Source organism: Halocella sp. SP3-1, from assembly GCF_003953885.1.
GTDB lineage: Bacteria > Bacillota > Halanaerobiia > Halanaerobiales > DTU029 > Iocasia > Iocasia fonsfrigidae.
Window position 1 is genome coordinate 2,032,754 of record NZ_CP032760.1, and the last position, 23,385, is coordinate 2,056,138.

Here is a 23,385-nt window from a genome sequence, read left to right on the forward strand (position 1 = left end):
GATTTGAGGTGATCAAATTGGCTAGAATTATTCCAATATATTTTTTCGGTTTAGTTATAAATTCAATGATTTTTTTGATTTATTCAATTGTTTATATAATTCAGGATTATGGTGGGATAAATATTGATTTTAAAAAGGGAGTTAAATTTATATTGTTAAGTTGGTTAGTTTATCCTTTATTATTTTACTCTATTTATAAAATAATTTGTTATGATAATAAAAATATATTTCATTAGACAATTTAAAACAAGAATTAGAGGAAAGTTATTTTATTATAGAGACATTTAAATTGTCTCTGTTTTTTTTATTGTTTAAATCTAATAGCATAAACTAGAAAAAGTTGTTATTTTTGCAGGGTTATTACATAGGATTGTAGAATATATAAAAGAAGTGTAGCTAACATGGAGATATTCTTAGAATAAATTTATAGGAATTGTTGCTACATAATAGTAAAATGTTGTAATAATCTGCTATGAAAAATCTTATGTCCCGAAAACCTGATATTCACGGAACTATAGGTAGTGATTTGATGATGGAAGAAGGCTTTAACACTGTAAAAAATTTTATAAATGAGGATTGGAATAGTATAAAGAAGACTGGTAAATGTACACCAATGATTTCTAATCTAGGTATTTTGAGTTCTAAGTTATTATATTTTGGGAACATAGCTATAGACGACATATATTTAATAACACCAGCTTTTCATTCACCTGCCTTTATGCTGGGAATAGGTACATATAATGACTGTTTAACTTTATCAGCAAGTTATTATAAGGGTGGTATTTCAGAAGAAAAGGTGAATCTACTATTGGATAGCATTACTACAATTTTAAGATCTTTAAAAAGTAATTAAAAGATTTCATTTGAGCTTGAAAATATGATTAATTTAAGGAGAAACATGAATGAAAATAGATAAATTGACTAATATATTTTTTTCAGCTACTGGAACAACAAAAAAAATAATTAAATCTATATCTAAAGGATTAAATATCAAAGAAATTCGGGAAATAGATTTAACAAAATCAAATAATCGTGAAAGATTTAATCTGGAGTTTCAAAAAAATGAATTATTAATTATTGGAATACCAGTATATGCTGGAAGGGTTCCTGATTTTTTGATTTCAATATTAAAAAAATTAAAAGGAAATCAACCAGTTATATTAGTGTCTGTATATGGTAATATAGATGAAGGGTTAGCTCTTGAGCAGTTAAAAGATTTATTAGGAAAAAGAGGTTTTAAAATAATTGGTGCAGCCTCATTTATAGGTGAACATTCTTACTCATGTAAAGAATTTAGAATAGCTCATGGGAGACCTGATAAGCAGGATCTTAATCAAGCTAAAAAATTTGGGGAAAAAATATTAAGTAAATTTATTAAAAATAGTAACATTAAAGATATTCCAGAAATAAAATTAGATATCGATAAAAGTTTATTTTCTCATTTGTTATCTATAATTTTACCTATAATTTCTTTACCTCAATATGGATCTAAAAAGTTTATAAAAAAACCATATTTAAATACAAATAGATGTAATCATTGTCAAATTTGTGTTGAACTATGTCCTATGAAAGCTATAGATAAGAAAACATTGAAAATAGATGATAGTAAATGTATACGTTGTATGTCATGTGTAAAAAATTGTCCACAGGAAGCAAGAAAAATAGAATATAAAATACCATTTTTAGTAAAAAAGTTCTTTGAATTAAATAAAAGTAATGAACGTAAAACCCCTAATATTTATCTTTGAAATATTCGAGATGACTTATATTTATTCCTTGCTATTGATAGAAAATAGTCCTTTGATAACATGTATATAGTTCTATTGGCTTATAGAAAAGTGTTAAGAGGGAGAATTAACATATGTTAAATTTTAAAACATTAGAAGACACAAGCATTGAAATTTTACATGATGTTTTTGTAAAGGCATTTTCAGATTATCAGGTAGAAATTAATTTGCCTCTATGGAAGTTTAATAATATGCTACAAAGGAGAGGCTACTCTGCTCAAATTTCTGTAGGAGCGTTTAAAGGTACTGAACTAATAGGATTTATTCTCAACGGAATTCGTAATTGGAAAGGTAAAACTACTGTATATGATTGTGGAACAGGAGTAATACCCGAATATCGAAAACAAGGTATTACAAGTAATATGTTTAACAAGGTTTTAAGCATTCTTCATAATAATAATATTGAGAATTATTTACTTGAAGTAATTCAATCTAATAAACCAGCAGTTAATCTTTATAAGAAGCATGGTTTTTTAATCACTAGGACTTTTTCATGTTTTCGACGTGAGAAGAATTTTATTAAAGATATACCGATTTCCTCTGTAAAATATGAATCATATAATATTGATCAAATAAATTGGAAGTTATTTAAATCATTTTGGGATTTTAAACCGTCATGGCAAAATTCGATTGAGTCAATTATAGCAGTTTCTAATTCATTTGAGGTAATTATTGCACAAATTGCTGAAGATACTGTTGGATATGGGATAATTGATACAATCACAGGGGATATCCCTCAGTTATCAGTTCATATGGATTATCGTCGCCAAGGAATTGCTTATAATATTTTAAAAAGATTAATACAGTACACAGAATTACAAAATGTAAATTTTATTAATATTGATAATAAATGCCTTAGTATCTTTAAATTTCTTCAAAACTTAAGGTTTGAAAATTTTATAGACCAGTATGAAATGATATTGAATATTTAAAAACAGAGAAGCAAGGGCTGCTTTTGCTTCAGATATGTTATCTATCTGCTTTATCAGAGTTGTACCCAAATTTACTATGAAATGAGGAGAAATATTATGTTTCAATCATTAAAAAAATTATTTGTGGCATTTTTTATATTCATATTAATTTTAGTTAATAGTGCTACCGGGCAATGCACTCAGAATGAAATGCATACCGGTGGCAGCGTGGTAAGTACCGATGAATTAGGTAATGCAAAAATTTCCGAATCACAGTCAATATTATTAAATCCAATTGAAGTCAAGCGTGATGACGGCTCAATTGTTCAATACTATCTTCATTTAAAAAACCCTAAGAGTCATACAAGGACACTCCTTGTTATTCTACAAGGATCAGATTGTAATAGTATTAGAAAAATCAAAGCAATCCCCAGGCTAAGGAAGGTGTATCTCGATGCCGACTTATTGACAGTTGAGAAATACGGAATCACCGAGGCTCTCAGTTATAGTGATGAAGTGGAACGAAAAGATTGTCCTGAGGTTTATCTTTTGCATGATCATCCGGAACAGCGTGCATCTGATCTCGATAAAGTAATTTGCACATTGCGTAAAAATTATCATTACTCAAAAATAATTGTCATGGGTGGTAGTGAAGGAGCGATAGTAGCAAATATTATTACTGCACAAGCAGATTATATCGATGCTACAGTGGTATTTGGCAGTGGTGGAAGGTTTTTTCTTGATGATCTTTTGTATAGTATGAAATTTAGTGGATTAAGCAAAGAAGAATTAAATAGAAACATTGAAGGATTTAAACAGTTTGCAGAACATATTCTGTCACATGAACCCTTTGAACTTTCCATGAGCAATCATGGTTATTTGTGGTGGCGAAAAATGCTGTCACTTGATCAAGAAGAGTTGCTTGCTAAGATTGAAACACCAGTATTAATTCTTCAAGGTGAAGAAGATCAATCAGTATCGCCAACAAAAGCAACTGAGATGGTAAAATCTCTCCAGGCAAAAGGCAAGACTAATATCGATTACTATTTATATCCCGGTTATAATCATTCTTTAAATTTATCATCTGATGATAACTCATTTGAAAGGATAATCGAAGATATAAAGAATTGGCTTAGTAATAAGGTGTTATAATGATATTGTTAATATAGCAGGAAAAGTATTGACATGGAGGGATCAGTTTGAAAATAAGGGAATTTTCCCAAAAAACAGGTTTAACTACATATACACTAAGGTATTATGAAAAAATAGGCTTATTACAACCAGAAAGAGATAATGCTAATCATAGAGATTATAATGAAAATGACCTGGATTGGATAGACTTGCTACAAAAATTGAAGAGTACTGGTATGCCCTTAAAAGATATCAAAGAGTTTTCTAACTTAGTTTTAACTGGAGATAATACTATTTCGCAAAGTATAAAAATTTTGGAGAAGCATCAAGAAAAGGTAATAGAACAATTAACTGAATTTAATGACTGTCTTGATAAAGTTAATTTTAAGATTAAATATTATAGGGGAGTGTTGAAAAGTAATATCAGGGAAACGTAGCATAAAACCCTTGACTTAGAGTAAACTCTAAGAATTTCATAAGCTCTAATCAAACCCTCTTGCACAAGTTCGTCATGGAGCACAGACCTTTTAGATTGTGCAAGAATGTTCGCTTCCAGAAAAAATTGCAGTGCTATTGAACACAATTTAAATATTTTTGAAAGTGCTGAAGCTATAATTGATATATGTGAATCTAATAATTTAGCAAGTATCAATAGAAGTCCTTTGGCTATGGGACTATTATCTAGTAAATTTAATATAAATACAAAACTCCCCCAAAATGACGTAAGGGGTGCTGGTCATGAATGGGTACAGTATTTTGAAGATGGCAAGCCTAAACAGGAGTTCTTGGATAAATTGTCTTCAGCAAGGGAGATATTAACAAGTGGTGGCCGTAGTCTTGTACAGGGTGCTTTGGCCTATATCTGGGCAGTAGGTGATAACACTATTCCTATTCCCGGGTTTAGAAATGTAAAGCAGGCTGAAGAAAATGCACGAGCTATGGAATTTGGTCCATTATCTAAAGAACAAATTAATGAGATAGATTACATATTGGGACGAAAATAACTTGCGAAAAAACCTCTGGATATAAACCAGAGGTTTTTCTTGATGAAAACCTGGAGAATGCAGTCCAGAACAGATTAAGGAATGCCACGGTTAGCGGTTAAGGTGATTTCAAAAAATTATTTACGGAATCTTTGCTGAATACTAAAGAAAAGCCATGATGATTGTAATTTCATCATGGCTTTTCTATTTCCCTGGGGCTAAGGTTTTTTATTTCTTGGAGTAATTGCAACTACGTTTAGTTTCTTTCCTAAATTTTTTGTGTAAGTCTTTTTTCTTTTCTTAAGTTTTTAATCCATATTAAAAAGTTAAAGGCTTTTATTAAAATTTTTTAATCTTTTTTTAATTTTGGTCTAATTTTTTTAATGTAAAATATATATGATGTTGTTAATTTTGTGAATTAGGAAATTTTATAATAAATGAATAAACTCTGTATGCACAGGATTTGATTGATTCACGGCATAAATAAATAGATTTAGCAGTGTATGTTCGGAAAGATATATAATTCCAGGTAGTATATATTGAATATTTTACAGTAAGGAGCGATATTATGAAGGATTATCAAGTGAAATTATCAGTAGTTGCACCAGTCTATAATGAATATGGTAATTTAAGACCATTAACTGAAAAGATTATAGAAGCAATAAGTAATGAGTTTGAATCCTTTCAAATTATATATATTGATGATGGGAGTGTTGATGGGAGTAGTGAGTTGCTTGACCAGCTAGCTGAAGAATATGAAGAGCTTAAAGTATATCACTTTACTGAGAATAATGGTCAAACCGCAGCTTTTGCAGCAGCTTTTAAAAAGGCTGAGGGAAGGTTGGTGGCTACATTAGATGCTGATTTACAAGTTGATCCAGCAGATATTATGAAGTTGTTAACTAAGATTAAAGAATATGATCTAGTCTGTGGAGTAAGGGTAGACCGAGAAGATACAATTATTAAGAAAATATCATCTAAGATCGCGAATGGATTTAGAAATTACTTGACTGGTGAAGAGATTATTGATACAGGATGTCCTTTGAAATTATTTAGGAGTGAAGTGGTTAAGGACTATAATTTGTTTGAGGGAATGCATCGTTTCTTTCCCACTTTAGCTAAGATGAAAGGTTATAGTGTTGTAGAAGTCCCAGTTAAACATTATCCTAGACATGAGGGTGAATCTAAATATGGGATTAGCAATCGTCTTTGGGTTGGTTTAAAGGATACTCTAGCTGTAAGATGGATGAAAAAAAGGCAGATAAGTTATCAAATTAAAGGAGAAGATAATTAATGCTGTGGATAGTTATAGGGTTAATTGGACAAGTAATTTTCTCTTTAAGGTTTATTATTCAGTGGTTAGCATCAGAGAAAGCTAAAAAAAGTATTGTTCCTGATGTTTTCTGGTATTTAAGCATTGCAGGTAGTCTTACATTATTAACTTATGCTATCCATCAAAAAGACCCAGTTTTTATCTTAGGACAGGCTGCAGGTTCATTTATCTATTTAAGGAATTTAGTCTTAATCAAGAAAAATAATGAAAAACAGAAGGCTAAAGTAGGAATAATGAAGGCCAAAAATGTAAGTAATAATTGAGAGTTTTAATATTTTTTAGGGGGATTTATGTTGATAAAAAGGGTTAACTATGATAAAAAATTCTTAATATATGTGTTATTATTGACTGTTATTGTCTTTAGCTTATATCTCTTTAATATTTGGAATTATGATCTATGGTCTCCTGATGAACCACGTTACTCAGAAGTGGCTAGAGAGATGTTAGTGGAAGGGAATTGGATTATTCCTCATTTAAACCAAGAGATTTATTATGAGAAACCACCATTATTTTTTGGAATAATTGCAGCATTTTCAGCACTAGTTGGTAAAATGACTGTTACAACAGTTAGACTACCTGGGATTATTTTAGGAAGTCTGTTGGTTGGTTTATTAAGTTATTATTATGGAAGTAAGTTAGGTAGAAGAGTTGGAATATTAACAGGGATTGGATTGGCTACTACTGTTAACTATTTCTGGTATGCTATGAGAGTTAATCTAGATATACCACTTATTTTCTGTACTACTATAGCTATGATATTATTATATGAGCAATTAGAAGATAAGGACAGTTGTTGGAAATCTTGTTTAGCATTCTTGCTAATGGGAGCTGCTTCTTTAGTTAAAAGCCCAGTAGCCCTATTACCAGTAGTGGTTATTTTGATTTATGCAGCTCTAACTAAAGAATTAGCTAAGTTAAAGAATATTGCCTGGATCAGAGGGGTTTTATACTTTGCTGTTGTAGTAGGAACGTGGATTGCGTTAGTATTTAAAGTTGCAGGATATAATTATTTTAAGGTAACAGTATTAGAGCAGTTATTTGAATATTCTACTGGAACACAGGGGCATCCGAATCCATTTTATTATTACTTTGTTAACTTTCCAATTGAGGCTTTGCCCTGGACTATTTTTTTGATTCCTGCTGCATGTTATTTATGGAAGAAAAGAGATACTCTACCCAAAATAGTAGGGTTTAATTGTATCTGGTTTTTAAGCATTCTAATTATATTGAGTTTTATAGGGAGTAAGAGGGGAGTTTACTTATTACAGGTATACCCTGCTTTTGCCCTTTTGATTGCTTGGTATTTTAGTGAGTTTTCTAAGAAAAAACTGGAATCTTTAAAAGGGCTAAAGATTCCAGCATTAATTTTTGGTATATTTATTTTGATAGTAGGGGTATTTTTGACTTTACAAGGACCCAATTTATTGGCAAAAGGTTTTAGTTCTGCAATGATACAAAAATATGGTTTTACTACTGTTATTAAATCCTTGTCACTGTTTTTAATTATTGAGGGGTTGCTTTTTATTTCTTTATTAGTTCAAAAAAGCAATAAAAAAGTATTTATAGTCACTGTAAGCTTTTCACTTGTATTAATTCTACTGATGAAAGTTATAATTATGCCAAAGGTTAATCTAGTTAAAAGTGAACGCTATTTAGCAGAAGATTTAGTTAGTTTAAGAATAGCTAATGAGGAAGTAGCATTGTGGGGTTCTCATAATAATGATTGTGGCTTTATTTTTTATAATGGAATTTACTATGATGATATCTTTGAGACTAAAGATGAAGTCAATAAATTTTTAAAGCAAAAATCTAGTGTAATTCTAATAGTATCTGAGGCAGATGAATTTTATAATTACTTTAAAATTAAAGATAATTGGATAATCAAAGAATATATAATTGGAAGTAATAATATGTTACTGATTAAGAGCAAAAATTAATAAATGCTATATTTCAAGATGGAGATGCCTTATATTTACTGTTGGCTATTGATAGAAAACCCTCCCTCTATTCCCTTCCTAGTACAGCCCTTAATGCTAACAATTCCGGCAATATTCAGGAAAATGATATAGTTATGGTCTTATCAAATGGAAAAAAGATAATTTATAATAATAAAAAGGGCTAAGATGAAATTATAATCATCTTGGCTTTTTTCGTGATTTTAGCAAATAAAATCAACCTGATTATTAAGGTATTTCATCCGCCCCTATTTCTATGTGGACCCGGTTAGTTCTATGACATCTTCACTACCTTCACTCCTTGCTATATTATTTAGACGAAATTAATTTATTATTTTACAAATTGTGAGAGGCTACAGCCTTTAGCCATATTAATTTTGTGTAATATTTATTGGTGATGGAACAAAAATATAACACAAAAATAACATAAAACATGTATACAATAGAAAAATAGGCAAATATACTTGACAACAAAGTTACAAGGAACTATAATAAAAAACATAAATTGTCTAAATATAACATATAGTTAACATGAATAAGGATTCAGAGGTGAAAAGATGAAAAAATACAATTTTAAAGATTCGAAAGTTATTAAGGAAATAGATTTACTTAAAAATCTACATTCCTGGTCAGCACAGGGAAATCTTGATCCGATTGTGGTAGAAAAGGCCAAGGGAATTTATTTCTGGGACTCAAACGGTAAAAAATATTTTGATATGTCTTCACAACTGGTTAATGTTAATATTGGCCATGGAAATATGAAAGTAATTGAAGCTATTCAAGAACAGGCTAAAAAGATGACCTATATGGGACCGGGATTTGCTGTTGATGTTAAGTCTGAGTTGGCCAGCAAGTTATTAGATATTGCACCTAAGAATATGAAAAAAGTCTTCTTTACTATTGGAGGTGCTGATGCAAATGAAAATGCCATTAAAATGGCCAAGATGTTTACCGGAAGAGACAAAATATTTTCCAGGTATCGCTCGTATCATGGAGCTACTTATGGAGCAGCTAATTTGACTGGTGAACCAAGGAGATTTCCAGCTGAACCAGGAATCCCTGGTTTTATCAAATTTTTTGATCCTTATTTGTACCGTAGTCCTGTTGACTTTAAAGATGAAGAAGAAGCTTGTAATTACTATTTAGAGCAGCTTACAGAACAGATTATTTATGAAGGAAGAGATAGTGTGGCTGCAATTTTTCTGGAAACCGTTACAGGTAGTAATGGGGTTATTATCCCCCCTGAAAATTATTTAAAGGGTGTTAGAGAGATATGTGATGAATTTGGAATTCTGATGGTATGTGATGAGATTATGGCTGGTTTTGGACGAACAGGAGAATGGTTTGCCTGTGATAATTGGGGTGTAGCACCTGATTTAATTACCTTTGCTAAAGGGATTACATCTGGTTATTTACCTTTAGGTGGAGTACTTGTCAGCCAAGATATAGCTGATTTTTTCAATGATACTACTTTGATGTGTGGACTTACTTATAGTGGTCATCCAATGGGTTGTGCAGCCGGTATTGCTACACTTGATGTGTATCAAGAAGAGGGTTTAATCAAAAACAGTAAACTTAGGGGGAAGGTTTTAGGTGAAGAACTGGAATTATTGAAGGAAAAACATCCTTCAGTAGGTGATGTTAGGTATATTGGGTTGTTTTCAGCTATAGAACTGGTTAAAGATAAGGTCAGCAAAGAACCGCTGGTTCCTTATGGACAGGATCCCGGGAAAATAATGCCTCTGATCTTGTCTAAATTAATAAAACAGGGATTTTTTACCTATACACATGAAAATATTATTATTGTTGCACCACCATTAATTATAAAGGAAGAAGAAATAAAAGAAGCAATGCAAATTATGGACAGGGTCCTTAGTGAAGTGGATAAAATGCTAAAATAGGGGGAATTCTTATGTCAGAAATTATTATGAAACTAAAAGAAATTAGTGAGAGTCTTAATGATGAGGCTATAGCCTTTGCGCAAAAACTAATTCAAACTCCAAGTATTAGTGGGAATGAAAAAGATGTAGCTGATTTATTAATTGCCGAGATGGAGAAATTGGGTTATGACCAGGTGTTTAGAGACGATATGGGTAATGTTGTTGGAATTGTGGAAGGAAGTAAAGAAGGACCAACAATTATGTATAACTCACATCTGGATCATGTCAGCCCAGGGGATGCTAATAACTGGGAAGGTTATAATCCCTATGGGGGGGAGATAGATATCTGTGCAGTGGATGACCAGGATGGTAATAGTGATCAAGCAGAATGTATTCATGGACGTGCTGCCTCAGATGTTAAAGGTGGAGAAGCTGCCCAGGTTTATGCAGGTGGTGTTTTAGTTAAGTTAAAAGAAGAAGGATATGATTTTAAGGGAAATTATATGTTTACTGGTGTAGTACAGGAAGAACCAGCAGAAATGGTTGGTATGGTCCATTTAATCGATCAGACATTTAAAGAAAAAGGTCTTACTTATGATGCAATGGTATCTTCTGAGGCTACATCATTAAAGCTGTACTGCGGTCACCGCGGAAGGGTTGAGATGTTGGCTACTGTCTATGGTCGTACTTCCCATGGTAGTGCACCATGGTTGGGAATTAATGCTATTTATAAATCTATGCCTTTAATTGCGAAGATAAAAGACGAGTTATATCCGTCATTACCAGAGGATGAACACCTGGGTCAGGCTTCATTGTCTCTGAATATCATTGAATGTTCACCAGGGGCCTTATCTATCGTTCCTGATAAATGTATGTTATCGATAGATAGACGTACTATACCGGGTGAGAGTGCTGAAACTGCTTTAAAAGAGATAGAAGGATTAATAGAGGAAATATCAGCAGAGGATGATGAATTTAAAGCAGATGTAAAGGTTAAGTCAGCTGTAGAGACATCTTATATGGGTCTTGAATATGAAGTTGATAAAGAGATGTATCCATGGAAAACAAGTGAAAATCATCCTTTTTTACAAGCTGCTGCTTCTGCTCTAGAAGAGTTAGGTGAACCAGTTAAATATGGGTACTGGGATTTTGGAACTGATGCCAGTAAAACTGCCGGAATTGATAAAAAGCCTACTATTGGATATTCTCCAATGCAGGAACAATATGCGCATACACCTTATGATAAGGTTAGAACCGATTTCTTGAAACGGGCTATGGTAGGTAATGCAGCTATTTATTTAAAAGTAGTTGAAGCTGGTGAAGAGGCCTTTGAGGAATTAGAATGGTAATTCAAAAATTTATTATGAAAGGTTGGTTAAAATGGTTGAAGAAGCATTGACTACTAAAAGAGTTACTGATGTTGAGGAGTTAAGTTTGGCTGATAATGGTATGGTTTATACTCTGGATGATGTGCCTAAACCCTTTAGCACTGCTCTGGGACTGGGATTACAGCATGTCTTAACAATGTTTGGTGCTACAATATCAGTTCCATTATTACTGGCACCTGCACTTGGGATGAGCGGAACACAACTGGCAATTCTGGTGGCGTCTGCTATGCTTTGTTCTGGAGTTGCTACTTTTATTCAGGTTAACTTTGGTACAAGATTGCCGATTATACAAGGGGTTTCATTTTCATTTCTTGGTCCATTTTTTGCGATTATAGCAGCTACTGCTGGTGGAGCAGTATCAATGCAGTATATAGCAGGGGCTATTATACTGGGGGCTTTAGTAGAGATGTTTATTGGTTTTAGTGGATTGATAGGAAAACTTCAGAAGTTTATATCACCAGTTGTGATTGGGCCCACTATTGCTTTGATTGGTCTAGCCCTGTATGAATCTGGTGCACCAATAGCTGGCAATAATTGGTTTTTAGCTGGGATTGTTATTGTGGGTGTATTTCTTTTTAATTTTGTACTTGGTAAAAATAAAAATCTGTTTTCTTTATTCCCGGTTCTACTGTCAGTAATTGCTGCCTATGTGGTTGCTCTAGTGTTAACTTATACAGGGGTTTTTGGTCCAGAATCAGCAGGTTATGTTAGTTTTGAAACATTGCAAGCATCTCCCTGGTTTAGAACACCTGGCCAGATATTCATGCCCTGGGGAGCACCTAAATTTAGTTTGAGTTTCTTCCTGGTTGTTCTGGCTGGTTATTTAGCTTCTACTATTGAATCTTACGGTGACTATCAGGCTATGAATAAAGTCTGTCAGGGACCAGAACTAACTCCTCAAAGGGTCAGTAATGGTATCGGCTGTGAAGGCCTGGGTTGTCTGATTACAGGATTATTGGGTGGTTTTGCCAGCACTAGTTATACAGAAAACATAGGTCTGGTTGGTTTGACAAAAGTAGCCAGTAGGTATGTTGTTAATATTGGTGTAGTTGTTTTGATTTTGTTAGGTATAATCGGTAAGTTTGGTGGTTTTATTGCCAGTATCCCCATGCCTATAGTTGGTGGACTTTATATTACAATGTTTGGTTTAATTGCTGCTATTGGTTTATCACATACAGCCAAAGCAGATATGAGTTCACAGAGGAATCTGATGATCATTGGTTTTAGTTTATTTATGGGATTGAGTTTACCAACTTATTTTAGTGCCCATCCACTGGTATTTGAAAGTGCTCCCTGGTTATCAGATATAATCAATAGTATTGGTGGTACAGGGATGGCTGTTGGGGCTATTTGTGGCTTAATCCTTGATAATCTAATTCCTGGTACAGATCAAGAAAGAGGCTTGGAAGCAGAAGGAGAAGCAGCTTAGTAGAAGTTTAGATATTAAAATATAGGGAGAGAATCCAGTAGTGATTTATTATTAAGATTTACTACTGGATTCAATTATTAGATTGGAAAAATTAGAATTGAAAATATTCATTATCTATGTTGAAAATTATTTGGGGAGGCATGATTATGACTATATTGATCAAAAATGGTACTATTATTACGGCTATAGATAGTTATCAGGCAGACTTATTAATAGAGAACCAGAAAATTGCAATGGTTGGAACAAATATAAAGTATGATCCAGATCAAATAATTAACGCAGAGGGGAAATATATCCTTCCAGGTGCCCTGGATGCTCATGTCCATTTAGAAATGCCCTTTGGTGGGACTATTTCTGCTGACAGTTATGAGGCTGGTACAAGGGCAGCTGCTTGTGGTGGGGTTACAACAGTTTTTGATTTTGTTATGCAGAATAAGGGTCAGGGACTAATGGAAGCTATAAAAGGCAGAGAAGAGTTGTGTGCCCCTCAGGCATGTGTGGATTATGGCTTTCATGTAGCAATTACTGATCTTAGTGATGATGTAATTAGAGAATTGGAAGATGCGGTAGAGTATGGAGTACCCAGTTTTAAAACATTTATGGCCTATAAAAAGTCAGGTTTAATGGTTGATGATGGGGTACTTGCTTATCTATTGGAAAAATCTAAGGATATTGGAGCATTAATCTCAGTACATGCTGAGAATGCAGATATTACTGAGCGCCGTGTAGAAAAGTATTTGTCTGAAGGCAAAACTTCTGCCTGGTATCATTATAAAAGCCGTCCTGAATTTGTAGAAGCAGAGGCTGACAAAAGGATAATACATTTAGCTAAATCATTGGATGCCCCGGTTTATATAGTTCATCTGGCCAATAAAGAGGGGATGGAAGAAGTCACTAAAGCTCGTGATGAGGGCTATGAAATATATGCAGAAACATGTCCTCATTATCTGCATTTTACAAATGAAGTTTATAAGAGAGATGATGGTAGAAATTACGTATGTTCACCACCTATTAAGGGTAAGGAAAGTCAGGATTCCCTCTGGGAAGGAATTAAAAAGGGAGATATATCAGTGATTGCAACTGATCACTGCCCATTCCAGAGTGAAGAAAAAGACTGGGGTATTGATGACTTTAGCAAGATCCCTAATGGCTGTATGGGAGTAGAGAACCTATATCCTTATATGTTAAGTGAGGCCAATCAAGGGAGAATTTCATTTAATAAAGTTGTAGAATTGTGTTCTACAAATCCTGCTCAGATATTTGGTTGTGCTGACCGTAAGGGTAGCATCGTTCCCAATATTGATGCTGATCTGGTAATTTATGATCCGCAAAAGAAATTTACTATTACTCAAGAAAAAATGCATTCAGATATAGACCACACTATCTGGGAAGGGGTAGAACTAGACGGTTATCCAATTATGACTCTTTCAAGAGGTAGAGTTGTATATCAAGATGGGGAATTCCTCGGGGAAGCAGGCTGGGGTAATTTTGTTAAAAGGAGCCTTAAACGGTAAGCTGGCAAGATTAAAATAGGCACTATTTGCATAATGGATTGTCATCAGGTATGTTGGGCCAGTGGAATATTATGCCAGACACTTAATTAATAAATAAAAAATATAAAATTCAAGTAACTGAAGAGAGTTAATATAGAAGGATGAATAATAACCAAGAGGTGATAGAAATGCGCAAGTTAACCTTCGATCTAGCTGAACAGGAAGTTGCAAGGTGTTTGTTGTGTTATGATCCACCATGTACACAGGCTTGTCCAGCTAATATTGATTCTGCCAGTATTATTCGTTCAATACGGTTTGAGAATTTCCCTGGGGCTCAAGCAAAATATAGGAAATTCGGCTTTCTAGATAAGACTTGTTCAGAGCTTTGTTTTGAGCAGAGAAATTGTGAAAAAGCCTGTATCAGGGGAAGATTGGATAGTCCTATAAAAATAAGCAGCATAAATAATTTTCTGTCTAATTTGGAATTAGGTATTTTAAAGAAGGTGAATAATGATGGCAGTTAAGGATTTATCAATAGAGTTTTGTGGAATTAGGTGTGAAAACCCTTTTTTTCTTGCCTCATCACCGATTTCCAGTAATTATGAAATGGTTTCCAGGGCTTTAGATGCAGGTTGGGGTGGATTGGTTTTTAAAACAGTTGGTTTTTTTGTAGCTAATGAGGTTTCACCTAGATTTGACCAGCTTAAAAAAGAAGGTAGGTCTTTTATTGGTTTCAAAAATCTGGAGCAGACTTCTGAAAAGGGTTTGGAAGAAAACCTGCTGGAAATGGAAAAAATCAAACGGGATTTTCCTGATAAGATCTTAATTGCGTCTATTATGGGACAGAGTGAAGAAGAATGGAACCAACTGGCAAAATTAATGACAGGGGTTGGAGTAGATATTATAGAATGTAATTTTTCTTGTCCCCAGATGGCTGATAACAAATTAGGAGCAGATGTAGGTCAAAACCCTGAACTGGTTAAGTCTTATACTGAAGCAGTTGTAGCCGGTACTGATCTACCAGTATTAGCAAAAATGACTCCTAATTTGGGTAGTATGATACCACCTGCCTTAGCAGCTATTGAGGGAGGGGCAAGGGGGTTGGCCGCTATAAATACTATCAAAAGTATAACTTCAGTAGATATTGAAAAAATGGCTCCTGCTCCAGTTATTAATGGTAAATCATCTGTATCCGGTTATTCTGGTAAAGCCATAAAGCCTATTGCCTTAAGATTTATATATGAGTTAGCCAGTTATCCTGACTTATATAATGTGCCTGTCAGTGGGATTGGGGGGATAGAAACCTGGCAGGATGCCCTGGAATTTATACTACTTGGTGCACGTAATGTCCAGGTAGGAACTGCTGTGATGCAGTATGGATATCGTATTATTGAGGATATGATCAGTGGATTGAGTTATTATCTGGCCAGTAATGGATTTGAGAGTCTGGAAAAACTGCTAGGGTTAGCCCTCGATAATATTGTATCTGCTGATAAACTGGATCGGAATTTTATTTTATATCCAGAGATAGATCAGAAAAAGTGTATTGGTTGTGGACGGTGTTATATATCATGTCGCGATGGTGGACACCAGGCGATAAGCTGGTCAAAAGTTCGTCAGCCAGTAGTGATTGAAGAAAAATGTGTCGGCTGTCACCTCTGTAATCATGTATGTCCCAGTGGTGCAATTAAGACCGGTAAGATGGTTTTCAAAAAAGATCTTGACTTAAAGGAAGATATTATTTAAAATTAATATTTAATGTGGATGCAGGGATTTATATCTTATTTTGAATAATTTGATCTGGAGAAAGGTGGTAAAGCGATTATATGAAAGCAGCAAGGTTTCTAACGCCTAAATCTATTTTTTATGGAGAAGGTGTCCTTGATCAAGCCTTAAAGGAGATAGTCAGTTATGGGAATAAACCCTTAATTGTAACAGGTAATTCTGCAGTAAGGCTTGGTTATGTTAAACGGGTTATGGAATTTCTTAGAGATTATAATATATTTCCTGTACTTTATAATGATGTAACTTCAGAACCTGATGATAAACATGTGGAAAAAGGATTACAAATTTATGAAAATAATAATTGTGATTTCTTAATAGCTATCGGTGGGGGTAGTCCTATTGATGCAGCTAAAGCTATCGGAATTATGGTTGCAAATCCTGGGAAGATAAGTGATTATATGGGGCTGGATAAAGTTGAAAATAATATTCCAGCAGTCATAGCTATACCTACAACCTCAGGTACAGGTTCCGAAGTTACAAGATATACAATCATTAATGATACCTCAAGAGATGTAAAAATGTTGATAGCCAGTTTCTATATAATGCCAGAGATGGCCATAGTAGATCCTGAATTAACTATCTCTGTACCAGCTTCTGTCACTGCTGCTACTGGTTTAGATGCCTTAACTCATGCAATTGAGGGATATACTTCTGTTAAAAATCAGCCCCTTACTGATAATTTAGCTTTGTCTGCTATTAGAAAAATATCCAGGTATTTAAAGAGAGCTTATCTGGATGGAAATGATATGGAAGCCCGCAGTCAACTTATGTTGGCATCTACAGAGGCAGGACTTGTTATTAATAACTCTTCTGTAACATTAGTACATGGTATGTCAAGACCTATTGGTGCTTTATTTCATATTCCTCACGGTATTTCAAATGCAGTTTTGCTTGGTGATTGTATGAAATTTGCCTGTACTGGTAATCAGAAAAGGTTTGCAGAGCTTGCTAGGGCTATGGCGAATAATCGTATAGATGGTTCTGCTCCAGAACTGGCTATTAAGGGTGTGATGCTGATAAGAAGTCTTTGCAATGATGTGGGAATACCTAATCTACTGGAACTGGGTATTGAGAAAAATGATTACTTAGCTAATTTGGAAAAAATGGCTGAGGATGCACTGGCAAGTGGTAGTCCTGGAAATACATATCGTAGTCCAGATAAAGAAGATATAATATCAATTTATAAGAAATTACTAGATAGCTAATCTTAAAGTCTTAGCGGAGTATATTAAGGGGCTCTGTATTTTAAAAGAGGTTGAAGCAAATATATTACTTGATGGATGGAGGATTGGACTTAGCTGAAAAATCATCAGGAAGAGGAGAGAAAAATGCTGTATGAAGTGTCCGAGTAGGAGGTGATACGAATAGATACAAAAGAAAGATTTTTGAGATTTTGGTTTAAGGGAGTTAATAATTATATAGATCAAGGAAACATTCAAGAAGTTAATTATTTTCTGAAGGAATGTGCGAAAAGTTGTTCTGATTCTTATTCATTAAAAATATACCAAGAAGCATTTAATAATGAAGTATTATCTATAGAAGAATCCCTTGAATTGTTAAAAGAGAAATTTTCTGATTTTCAGTATAAACTATTTCAAGATAGAATTGAAATAGTTTATAAAAATTGTGGCTGTGACCTTGTTCAAGATAACTTAATTAATAGCCCACGTATATGTAATTGTTCAGAATTGAGTTTAAAATATAATTGGGAAAATATATTCGGAAAAAATAATGTTAAAATAAAAAGGATATCTTCGATACTAGAAGGTGATGAATCATGTATCTTTGAAGTTAGATTAAAGATATCTGATAGTATGGAGGTTTTACTCAGCTAGATGAAGAATTGTAGATTTGTTTGGCAATTGCTACAAATCCTTTTATTTCATTCTGTTGTGGCTTTTGTAAGAAAGATTTTAAGATAATAAAATATTAAAACTAAAAAAGCGCACATTGTCTAACAAATCAGGAGTATTTTCGTAATTGCAAGAAAGCAAAATTATAGAATTAAAAGATAGAAATTATATGATTTTTGAGTTTAAATTAGAATATTAATAAAAAAAGCCATGATGATTATAATATCATGGCTTTTCTTTAACTATTTTAATATTCGGATGATCTTTTTTACTTCTTCAGGGTCAAGGTTTTTTGTTTCTTAGAGTAAATGCAGTAAATCTTCTCGGTCTGCTCAAAATAAGATAGCAAATTTTTAAGTTCAGAATTATTCTGTTATTTTTTTGTTTTATTGATTATAAATTATGCAGAGCTAGAGGGTTATATTACGGTAGCAAGATATAATAATTAATCATAATAAGTCCTATGTCAATAATTATTATAAACTACTACAAATTACCCAAAATTACAAAATCCAATGCTGCAAATAACAATATATGTTATAATAACATAATAAGGAAAATAATAAAAGGAGTTATTAAGAAGATGATAGAAAAGAAATCTATTAAAAGAACATTGATATTACTTATATCACTAACCTTACTTATTACTTTAGCTGCCTGTAATGGGAGTGAAACCACTTTAAATCAGGATAAGGAGAAAAATGAACAGATAAGTAAAGCTAGACTGGCGAGAGAGAAAGCAGAGCAAAGTAATGATTCGAATAATGTAGATGATAGCAGTGGTAAGCTAATTCAACCAGCTGAAAGACCGGAATTTGTCCTGACAAAAGAAATATATAAAGAAGGTGATGGTAGTTTAAAGGGGACTGTTGAATATGATTATGATAGTCATGGAAATCTATTATCAGTAAAATACATTGATAGTGATGATAGCATAGTAGGTAATATTGAGTATAAATATAATGACAGGGATTTGGTAATTGAAAGAGAGGTAAAGAAACATCCAGAGTATTTTGCCAACAAATGGATAGGAAACTCCAGTGCCCGGGGTATGGTTAAAGAGGTGCAGGAATTCCCCCGTTATCCAAATGGTATAGCAAAATATAGCTATAATGAAGATGACCAGCTTATTGAGTATCTTGAAAAAGATAAAGAAACAGGGGAAAAACTACGTATAGTAAAAAAGGAATATTATCCAGGTGGTAATCTAAAATATGAATATGAATGGAGAGAGTCTGGTTATGAAGGTGAGTTTTTCTATGATGATGTATATATCAGGCATGCCTATGAGTGGACAAAAAGTATAGAAAAGAGGAATAATAAGGAGACTATATCTGAACATTTTTTTGATGAGAATGGTAATATTTTGTCAGATACTTCGATTACCAGAAATTTAGAGGGAGTTATAGTTGATAGATATAACTCAAAAAGTGAGTATGATGAACAGGGGAAGGATATAAGATGTGTTAGTAATGTTATTATCCTTGAATATGAATATAATGAAGAAGGTGATTTAATAAAAAGAATAAAAAAAGACACTGATGGTAAAATTATAGATATATATGAATATGAGTATGATGACAGGGGTAATGTGATTAAAGGGATATATAAAAATCCGGAACTATCTATCTTGGAATATGGTGAAGGTATTTATGACCAATATAATAATGAAATAAAGAGTATTGAAAGGGATAGAGATGGTTGTATTATGTCTATAACTGAATATCAATATAAAAGGTTGGTGAATTAAGTGATTGATGACAAGGTAGTTTCTAATAAAAGGGTAGTATATAAAAGGGATAAAAGAAATGATGAAGACCCAGGTAAATTTTATTTAGAAGATGAGAAAAGTGGTGAAAGAATTGAACTGATTGATTTTGACTGGGTTGAACGGGCTGGAGTTAAAAAAAATGAAGCCATTGCCGAAGCAACAGCGGCCAGATACACAACCCTTTTCCGCCTGACAGATGAACAGGTGAGGTTTGATGCTGCGGCAGATGCCCTGGAGATAGTGGGTAGGGGGATGACTTATGCTGAGGCTTATAGTAATACTGCTGGTGCACTGGGGGAAAATATAGCCAATATCAGTGTAATGGCTTTAAGCTTTTATACCAGTTCATCTTTAGACTATATGTATCATGATTATTTTGATGATGAGACTGATGAAAGTGAGGAGCTTCATCCCAGTAATAAGGTTGATTTAAATGAAGGAAGGGTTCAAAAAGCTGCTGATAACCTATACCTCCAGATTTTATTATTAATAGGTGGGGAGTTTTTTGACCAGGCAGAACAGTATGCCCAGGAAACCCTGGTAAAGAAGTATTCCAGTCCTGATGCCATTGCTAATCTGATCAAGGAGAGGGGATCAGATGGTTTAAAAAGTACTAAAGCAATTAAAACCCTTATGTCAGAATATTTTTGTAACTGGGGCCCGGCAATCATCAAATTGGCCCCTAAGGTAAAACACGGTGGTTTTGCAACAGCAGGTGAATATCTGGCAGCCCTTAATAGAGAGCTTATGTTAAATCGAATATCAGGTAGGGTCAATATGATCCTTCTCTGTTTAGGGGTAACCCTGATGAAGGCAGGGCATCCCCTGTCAGTGATGCTCGGTGCTGCTGTTGTAGTTTCTGCTCAACCGGTCTCTATGGGGGTAAGAAAGGCAGCAGAACTTAAGTTAATGGAGAAAGAAAATGATGGTTCCCGGATAGATGAAACTAAACAGACAGATATCTGGAATGAAGTCCTGGATACCGTTTTTGAAGAATTTAAAAAGCAGTTTAACCTAGCAGAATTATTTAATGGGGTTAGCCAGATGTATCTCTTATGTGACCTTCATACAGATGACCCCAGGATAGCCGAATTTGAGATTGATGCCCCTGGTGGGATTGAAGGTTTTGAAATACTCTGGAGGGGCAATGTCAAAAGCCTTGCCAATTTAGATTTTAAGTGTTTAGCTAAACATGAAGGTATAGGGGATGTAAGTGAGTTTACCAATAAAATTAAAGGCTTATCAGCTTGTTATGGTACTGTGGAAAGTATTGGTGGAATGATGAACCGTAAATTTGAAAAAAAGGGAAACGAAGCGATTAACCAGCTGGACGAGGATTTTGTAGCCTTTTTTGACCATAGGGGGATAAAGAGCGCAGATGTAATGAGGAGGATAATTACTGATATTTTTCAAAAATGGGAATGGGACCCCTATGAACACAGTTATAAAGAAGTAATAATAAAAGAAGGAGATACCCTTGAAGATATAGCCCATGATCATTTTATAAGTTGTGAGGCCCTGAGAAAGGCAAATAATCTTCATGAGAATCAGAATATCAAAGAGAGGGCAACCTTAAAGATCCCCCCATTAACCAAGGTTCCATATGAAATAAAACAAGGTGATAGTTTAAGTGAGATAGCTGTAGAATATGATACAGATGTAGCCAGACTAAAACGCCTTAATAATCTGGAGGGGGGTACAATCTATACAGGAGATATTCTCCTGGTTCCCTTGGAAATTGACTGGGCCTATGAGGACCGCAGATGGACATCCTTTAAAAACCCTGAGTTTAATATAATCCCAAGATTAATACATAAAAAGAAAACAAAGGATATAATAGACAAACATAATTTCTTATTCTTACCAGGATATACTGTCCCCGAAATAAAAGACCATTTAAAAGAAACCAGCAAACACTTCCCGGAGAGGTATCTAAAGTTCTTGCTGGAACAGGGGATTAATGTCGGTATTGATACCAGGGGCCGGGTGCCTTTTCATCAGGTGAGACATATCAGTATTATTGACAGACAGGCCAATAAATTTGGTATAGGCCTGCGTTTTGAGGATAATAAAGGCTATGAAGAAATTTTGGAGTTAAGTCATAATGAGTTCTTTAAAGAAGAAGGCCTTTACGGAAATTTATTTAGTAAAAAGGAGGGTGATGGTAAGGGTGTCAACTATGACTATCTAATCTTTAAAGACCCTGATGTACTCTTACCCCATGTTTTTTTCAAGAAAAATCATGACAGGCTATATGGGAGTTTAGGAAAAAACAAAGAAGAACTAAGTACTCCAGAAGATCCCTATCAATTTACAGCAGGTTTTGGTGAAGAGAAAAACTATAAAAACTCCAATGGTATGGGGGTAATTAAGTTAAACGGTCATACTATTGGTGAAAATATTAGGTTTTTGAGAAAAACCAGGTATCAAGGACAGCTCAAAGAAGAATATGAAGAAAATTTCTATAAAGAAGGAACAAAGAAACTAATGTTAAAAGTTAATTATACTTTTACCCCCCAGGGTAAACTGGACTTCAACTCCTTATTTGACCTCTATGATAAAACAGAACTAATCATCAAATATGGTAGCCTTGGAGACGGGCCAGCTATAGCAAACATACTGGAGATAGATGATTTTCAGAATGGGGATTATGGGATAGAATTGCCCAGGTATCATATAATTTCAGGTACATTATATGCCAAACAGAAAAAGGAGTATTCTAATCATGAAATAATAAGCTGTGCAGGAAATGATATCAAGATAAACATCAACTCTGGCAAGGCCTATAATTATAAATTAAATCAGGAAGATGGAGAAGAGCTTTATAATCAAGCTGATAGGATTATTATTGGGGACAAGCCTATTGGCAGCGGGATTAATCTACATAGAGAAACAGAAGAAGGGATTATAGAGTATAGGGATGATGATCAAGTAAAATATGAGTTTTCTATCAAAAAAGACAGACTATTAATTGATTTACAAAACCACCCCCATATTAAAGAAATATACCGTGAAGAATTATCAAAAAATATTAGGGATAGTAAAATACTTGATGCAATATTAATAGAGAATTTTAAGAACGGTGATTATGGCTTGCACTTACCCTATGAACATATGGGAGAAAATTTTACGTTGCTGGTAGGGAGCAAAGCCCGGGAAGAGATAGAAATAAATCAACCCCATGATTATTATATATATTCCCAGAAAAGTTACTGTAATAATGAAGACTGTAAATTAAAAAAGCTCTGTCAGGAAAGGGGTAAAAATAGTCTTGGAAGTGAAGCCTGTTTCTGTAAACAGTATATATTTAATGAACTGGGATATAAAGCAATTAATGGAAAAGGTGACCTTTATATAGACGGCCTCAGGCTGGGTGAGATGAATATTGAGAAACTTACTTATATTGGTGGTCTGATCTCTGGATATACATTTAAAAAGGGTTTATATGAACTTGAGTGTAGATTTGAGCAAAAACTTAATAATGATGATAAGGTTGATGAACTGCTTATTAGTTATAAGGGGGGTATTAGGGGGAAAAATACAGGTGAATGGAATCATATCTTGATTAAAGGCTTTCAGAATGGTGATTATAATATCAATCTACCAGAGGTGGTTGTTTCATATCTACCAGGGAGTAATTATATTGGGTAAAAAAGGATTTCTATCGTTAAGACATTGTCAAAAAC

General features: G+C 33.8%; 19 protein-coding genes. All 19 read left to right on the forward strand.

Annotated elements, in window-relative coordinates; all coding sequences use genetic code 11:
- Nucleotides 1–472: 472 nt before the first annotated feature.
- The 19 genes from D7D81_RS09615 (at nucleotide 473) to D7D81_RS09705 (ending at nucleotide 23,350) form a co-directional block, all read left to right on the forward strand.
- On the forward strand, nucleotides 473–853 hold the full coding sequence (locus D7D81_RS09615) for a hypothetical protein (RefSeq protein ID WP_125989499.1): 381 nt from the start codon (nucleotides 473–475) through the stop codon (nucleotides 851–853).
- A 49-nt stretch (nucleotides 854–902) separates the two neighbouring features.
- Nucleotides 903–1,748, forward strand: coding sequence for an EFR1 family ferrodoxin (locus tag D7D81_RS09620; RefSeq protein ID WP_125989501.1), 846 nt, complete (start codon nucleotides 903–905; stop codon nucleotides 1,746–1,748).
- 113 nt (nucleotides 1,749–1,861) lie between these two features.
- Nucleotides 1,862–2,719: a GNAT family N-acetyltransferase gene (locus D7D81_RS09625; RefSeq protein WP_125989503.1), complete on the forward strand. Its 858-nt coding sequence runs from the start codon at nucleotides 1,862–1,864 to the stop codon at nucleotides 2,717–2,719.
- A 96-nt stretch (nucleotides 2,720–2,815) separates the two neighbouring features.
- Nucleotides 2,816–3,850 carry an alpha/beta hydrolase family protein gene (locus tag D7D81_RS09630; RefSeq protein WP_164522197.1) on the forward strand — a complete coding sequence of 345 codons (1,035 nt, stop codon included), beginning with the start codon at nucleotides 2,816–2,818 and terminating at the stop codon, nucleotides 3,848–3,850.
- Nucleotides 3,851–3,897: 47 nt separating this feature from the next.
- Nucleotides 3,898–4,266 (forward strand): MerR family transcriptional regulator, encoded by a 369-nt coding sequence (locus tag D7D81_RS09635; protein WP_164522198.1) that lies wholly within the window; start codon nucleotides 3,898–3,900, stop codon nucleotides 4,264–4,266.
- Nucleotides 4,267–4,371: 105 nt separating this feature from the next.
- Complete coding sequence (locus D7D81_RS09640; protein WP_125989509.1) at nucleotides 4,372–4,833, forward strand: aldo/keto reductase; 462 nt, start codon at nucleotides 4,372–4,374, stop codon at nucleotides 4,831–4,833.
- Nucleotides 4,834–5,380: 547 nt separating this feature from the next.
- A complete protein-coding gene (locus D7D81_RS09645; RefSeq protein ID WP_125989511.1) occupies nucleotides 5,381–6,106 on the forward strand; it encodes a glycosyltransferase family 2 protein in 726 nt (241 codons plus the stop codon).
- On the forward strand, nucleotides 6,106–6,408 hold the full coding sequence (locus D7D81_RS09650; protein ID WP_125989513.1) for a lipid-A-disaccharide synthase N-terminal domain-containing protein: 303 nt from the start codon (nucleotides 6,106–6,108) through the stop codon (nucleotides 6,406–6,408). Before D7D81_RS09645 ends, D7D81_RS09650 begins: the two co-directional genes overlap by 1 nt.
- Nucleotides 6,409–6,435: 27 nt before the next feature.
- Nucleotides 6,436–8,082 (forward strand): ArnT family glycosyltransferase, encoded by a 1,647-nt coding sequence (locus D7D81_RS09655; protein ID WP_286169514.1) that lies wholly within the window; start codon nucleotides 6,436–6,438, stop codon nucleotides 8,080–8,082.
- A gap of 575 nt (nucleotides 8,083–8,657) precedes the next feature.
- A complete protein-coding gene (locus D7D81_RS09660; RefSeq protein ID WP_125989515.1) occupies nucleotides 8,658–10,001 on the forward strand; it encodes an aminotransferase class III-fold pyridoxal phosphate-dependent enzyme in 1,344 nt (447 codons plus the stop codon).
- 11 nt (nucleotides 10,002–10,012) lie between these two features.
- Nucleotides 10,013–11,329 carry a M20/M25/M40 family metallo-hydrolase gene (locus tag D7D81_RS09665; protein WP_125989517.1) on the forward strand — a complete coding sequence of 439 codons (1,317 nt, stop codon included), beginning with the start codon at nucleotides 10,013–10,015 and terminating at the stop codon, nucleotides 11,327–11,329.
- Nucleotides 11,330–11,360: 31 nt separating this feature from the next.
- Entirely contained in the window at nucleotides 11,361–12,797 is a 1,437-nt protein-coding gene (locus tag D7D81_RS09670) for a uracil-xanthine permease family protein (protein ID WP_125989519.1), read from the forward strand.
- Nucleotides 12,798–12,943: 146 nt separating this feature from the next.
- Nucleotides 12,944–14,311 (forward strand): dihydropyrimidinase, encoded by a 1,368-nt coding sequence (hydA, locus tag D7D81_RS09675; protein ID WP_125989521.1) that lies wholly within the window; start codon nucleotides 12,944–12,946, stop codon nucleotides 14,309–14,311.
- A gap of 167 nt (nucleotides 14,312–14,478) precedes the next feature.
- Complete coding sequence (locus tag D7D81_RS09680) at nucleotides 14,479–14,814, forward strand: oxidoreductase YeiT (RefSeq protein WP_230869374.1); 336 nt, start codon at nucleotides 14,479–14,481, stop codon at nucleotides 14,812–14,814.
- Nucleotides 14,804–16,036, forward strand: coding sequence for an NAD-dependent dihydropyrimidine dehydrogenase subunit PreA (gene preA / locus D7D81_RS09685; protein WP_125992066.1), 1,233 nt, complete (start codon nucleotides 14,804–14,806; stop codon nucleotides 16,034–16,036). The genes D7D81_RS09680 and preA overlap by 11 nt, the downstream gene beginning before the upstream one ends.
- An 80-nt stretch (nucleotides 16,037–16,116) precedes the next feature.
- Entirely contained in the window at nucleotides 16,117–17,280 is a 1,164-nt protein-coding gene (locus D7D81_RS09690; protein ID WP_125989523.1) for an iron-containing alcohol dehydrogenase, read from the forward strand.
- A 180-nt stretch (nucleotides 17,281–17,460) separates the two neighbouring features.
- On the forward strand, nucleotides 17,461–17,910 hold the full coding sequence (locus tag D7D81_RS09695) for a hypothetical protein (protein WP_164522199.1): 450 nt from the start codon (nucleotides 17,461–17,463) through the stop codon (nucleotides 17,908–17,910).
- A 601-nt stretch (nucleotides 17,911–18,511) separates the two neighbouring features.
- Entirely contained in the window at nucleotides 18,512–19,678 is a 1,167-nt protein-coding gene (locus D7D81_RS09700) for a hypothetical protein (RefSeq protein ID WP_125989527.1), read from the forward strand.
- Nucleotides 19,679–23,350, forward strand: coding sequence for a LysM peptidoglycan-binding domain-containing protein (locus D7D81_RS09705; protein WP_125989529.1), 3,672 nt, complete (start codon nucleotides 19,679–19,681; stop codon nucleotides 23,348–23,350).
- Nucleotides 23,351–23,385 lie beyond the last annotated feature (35 nt).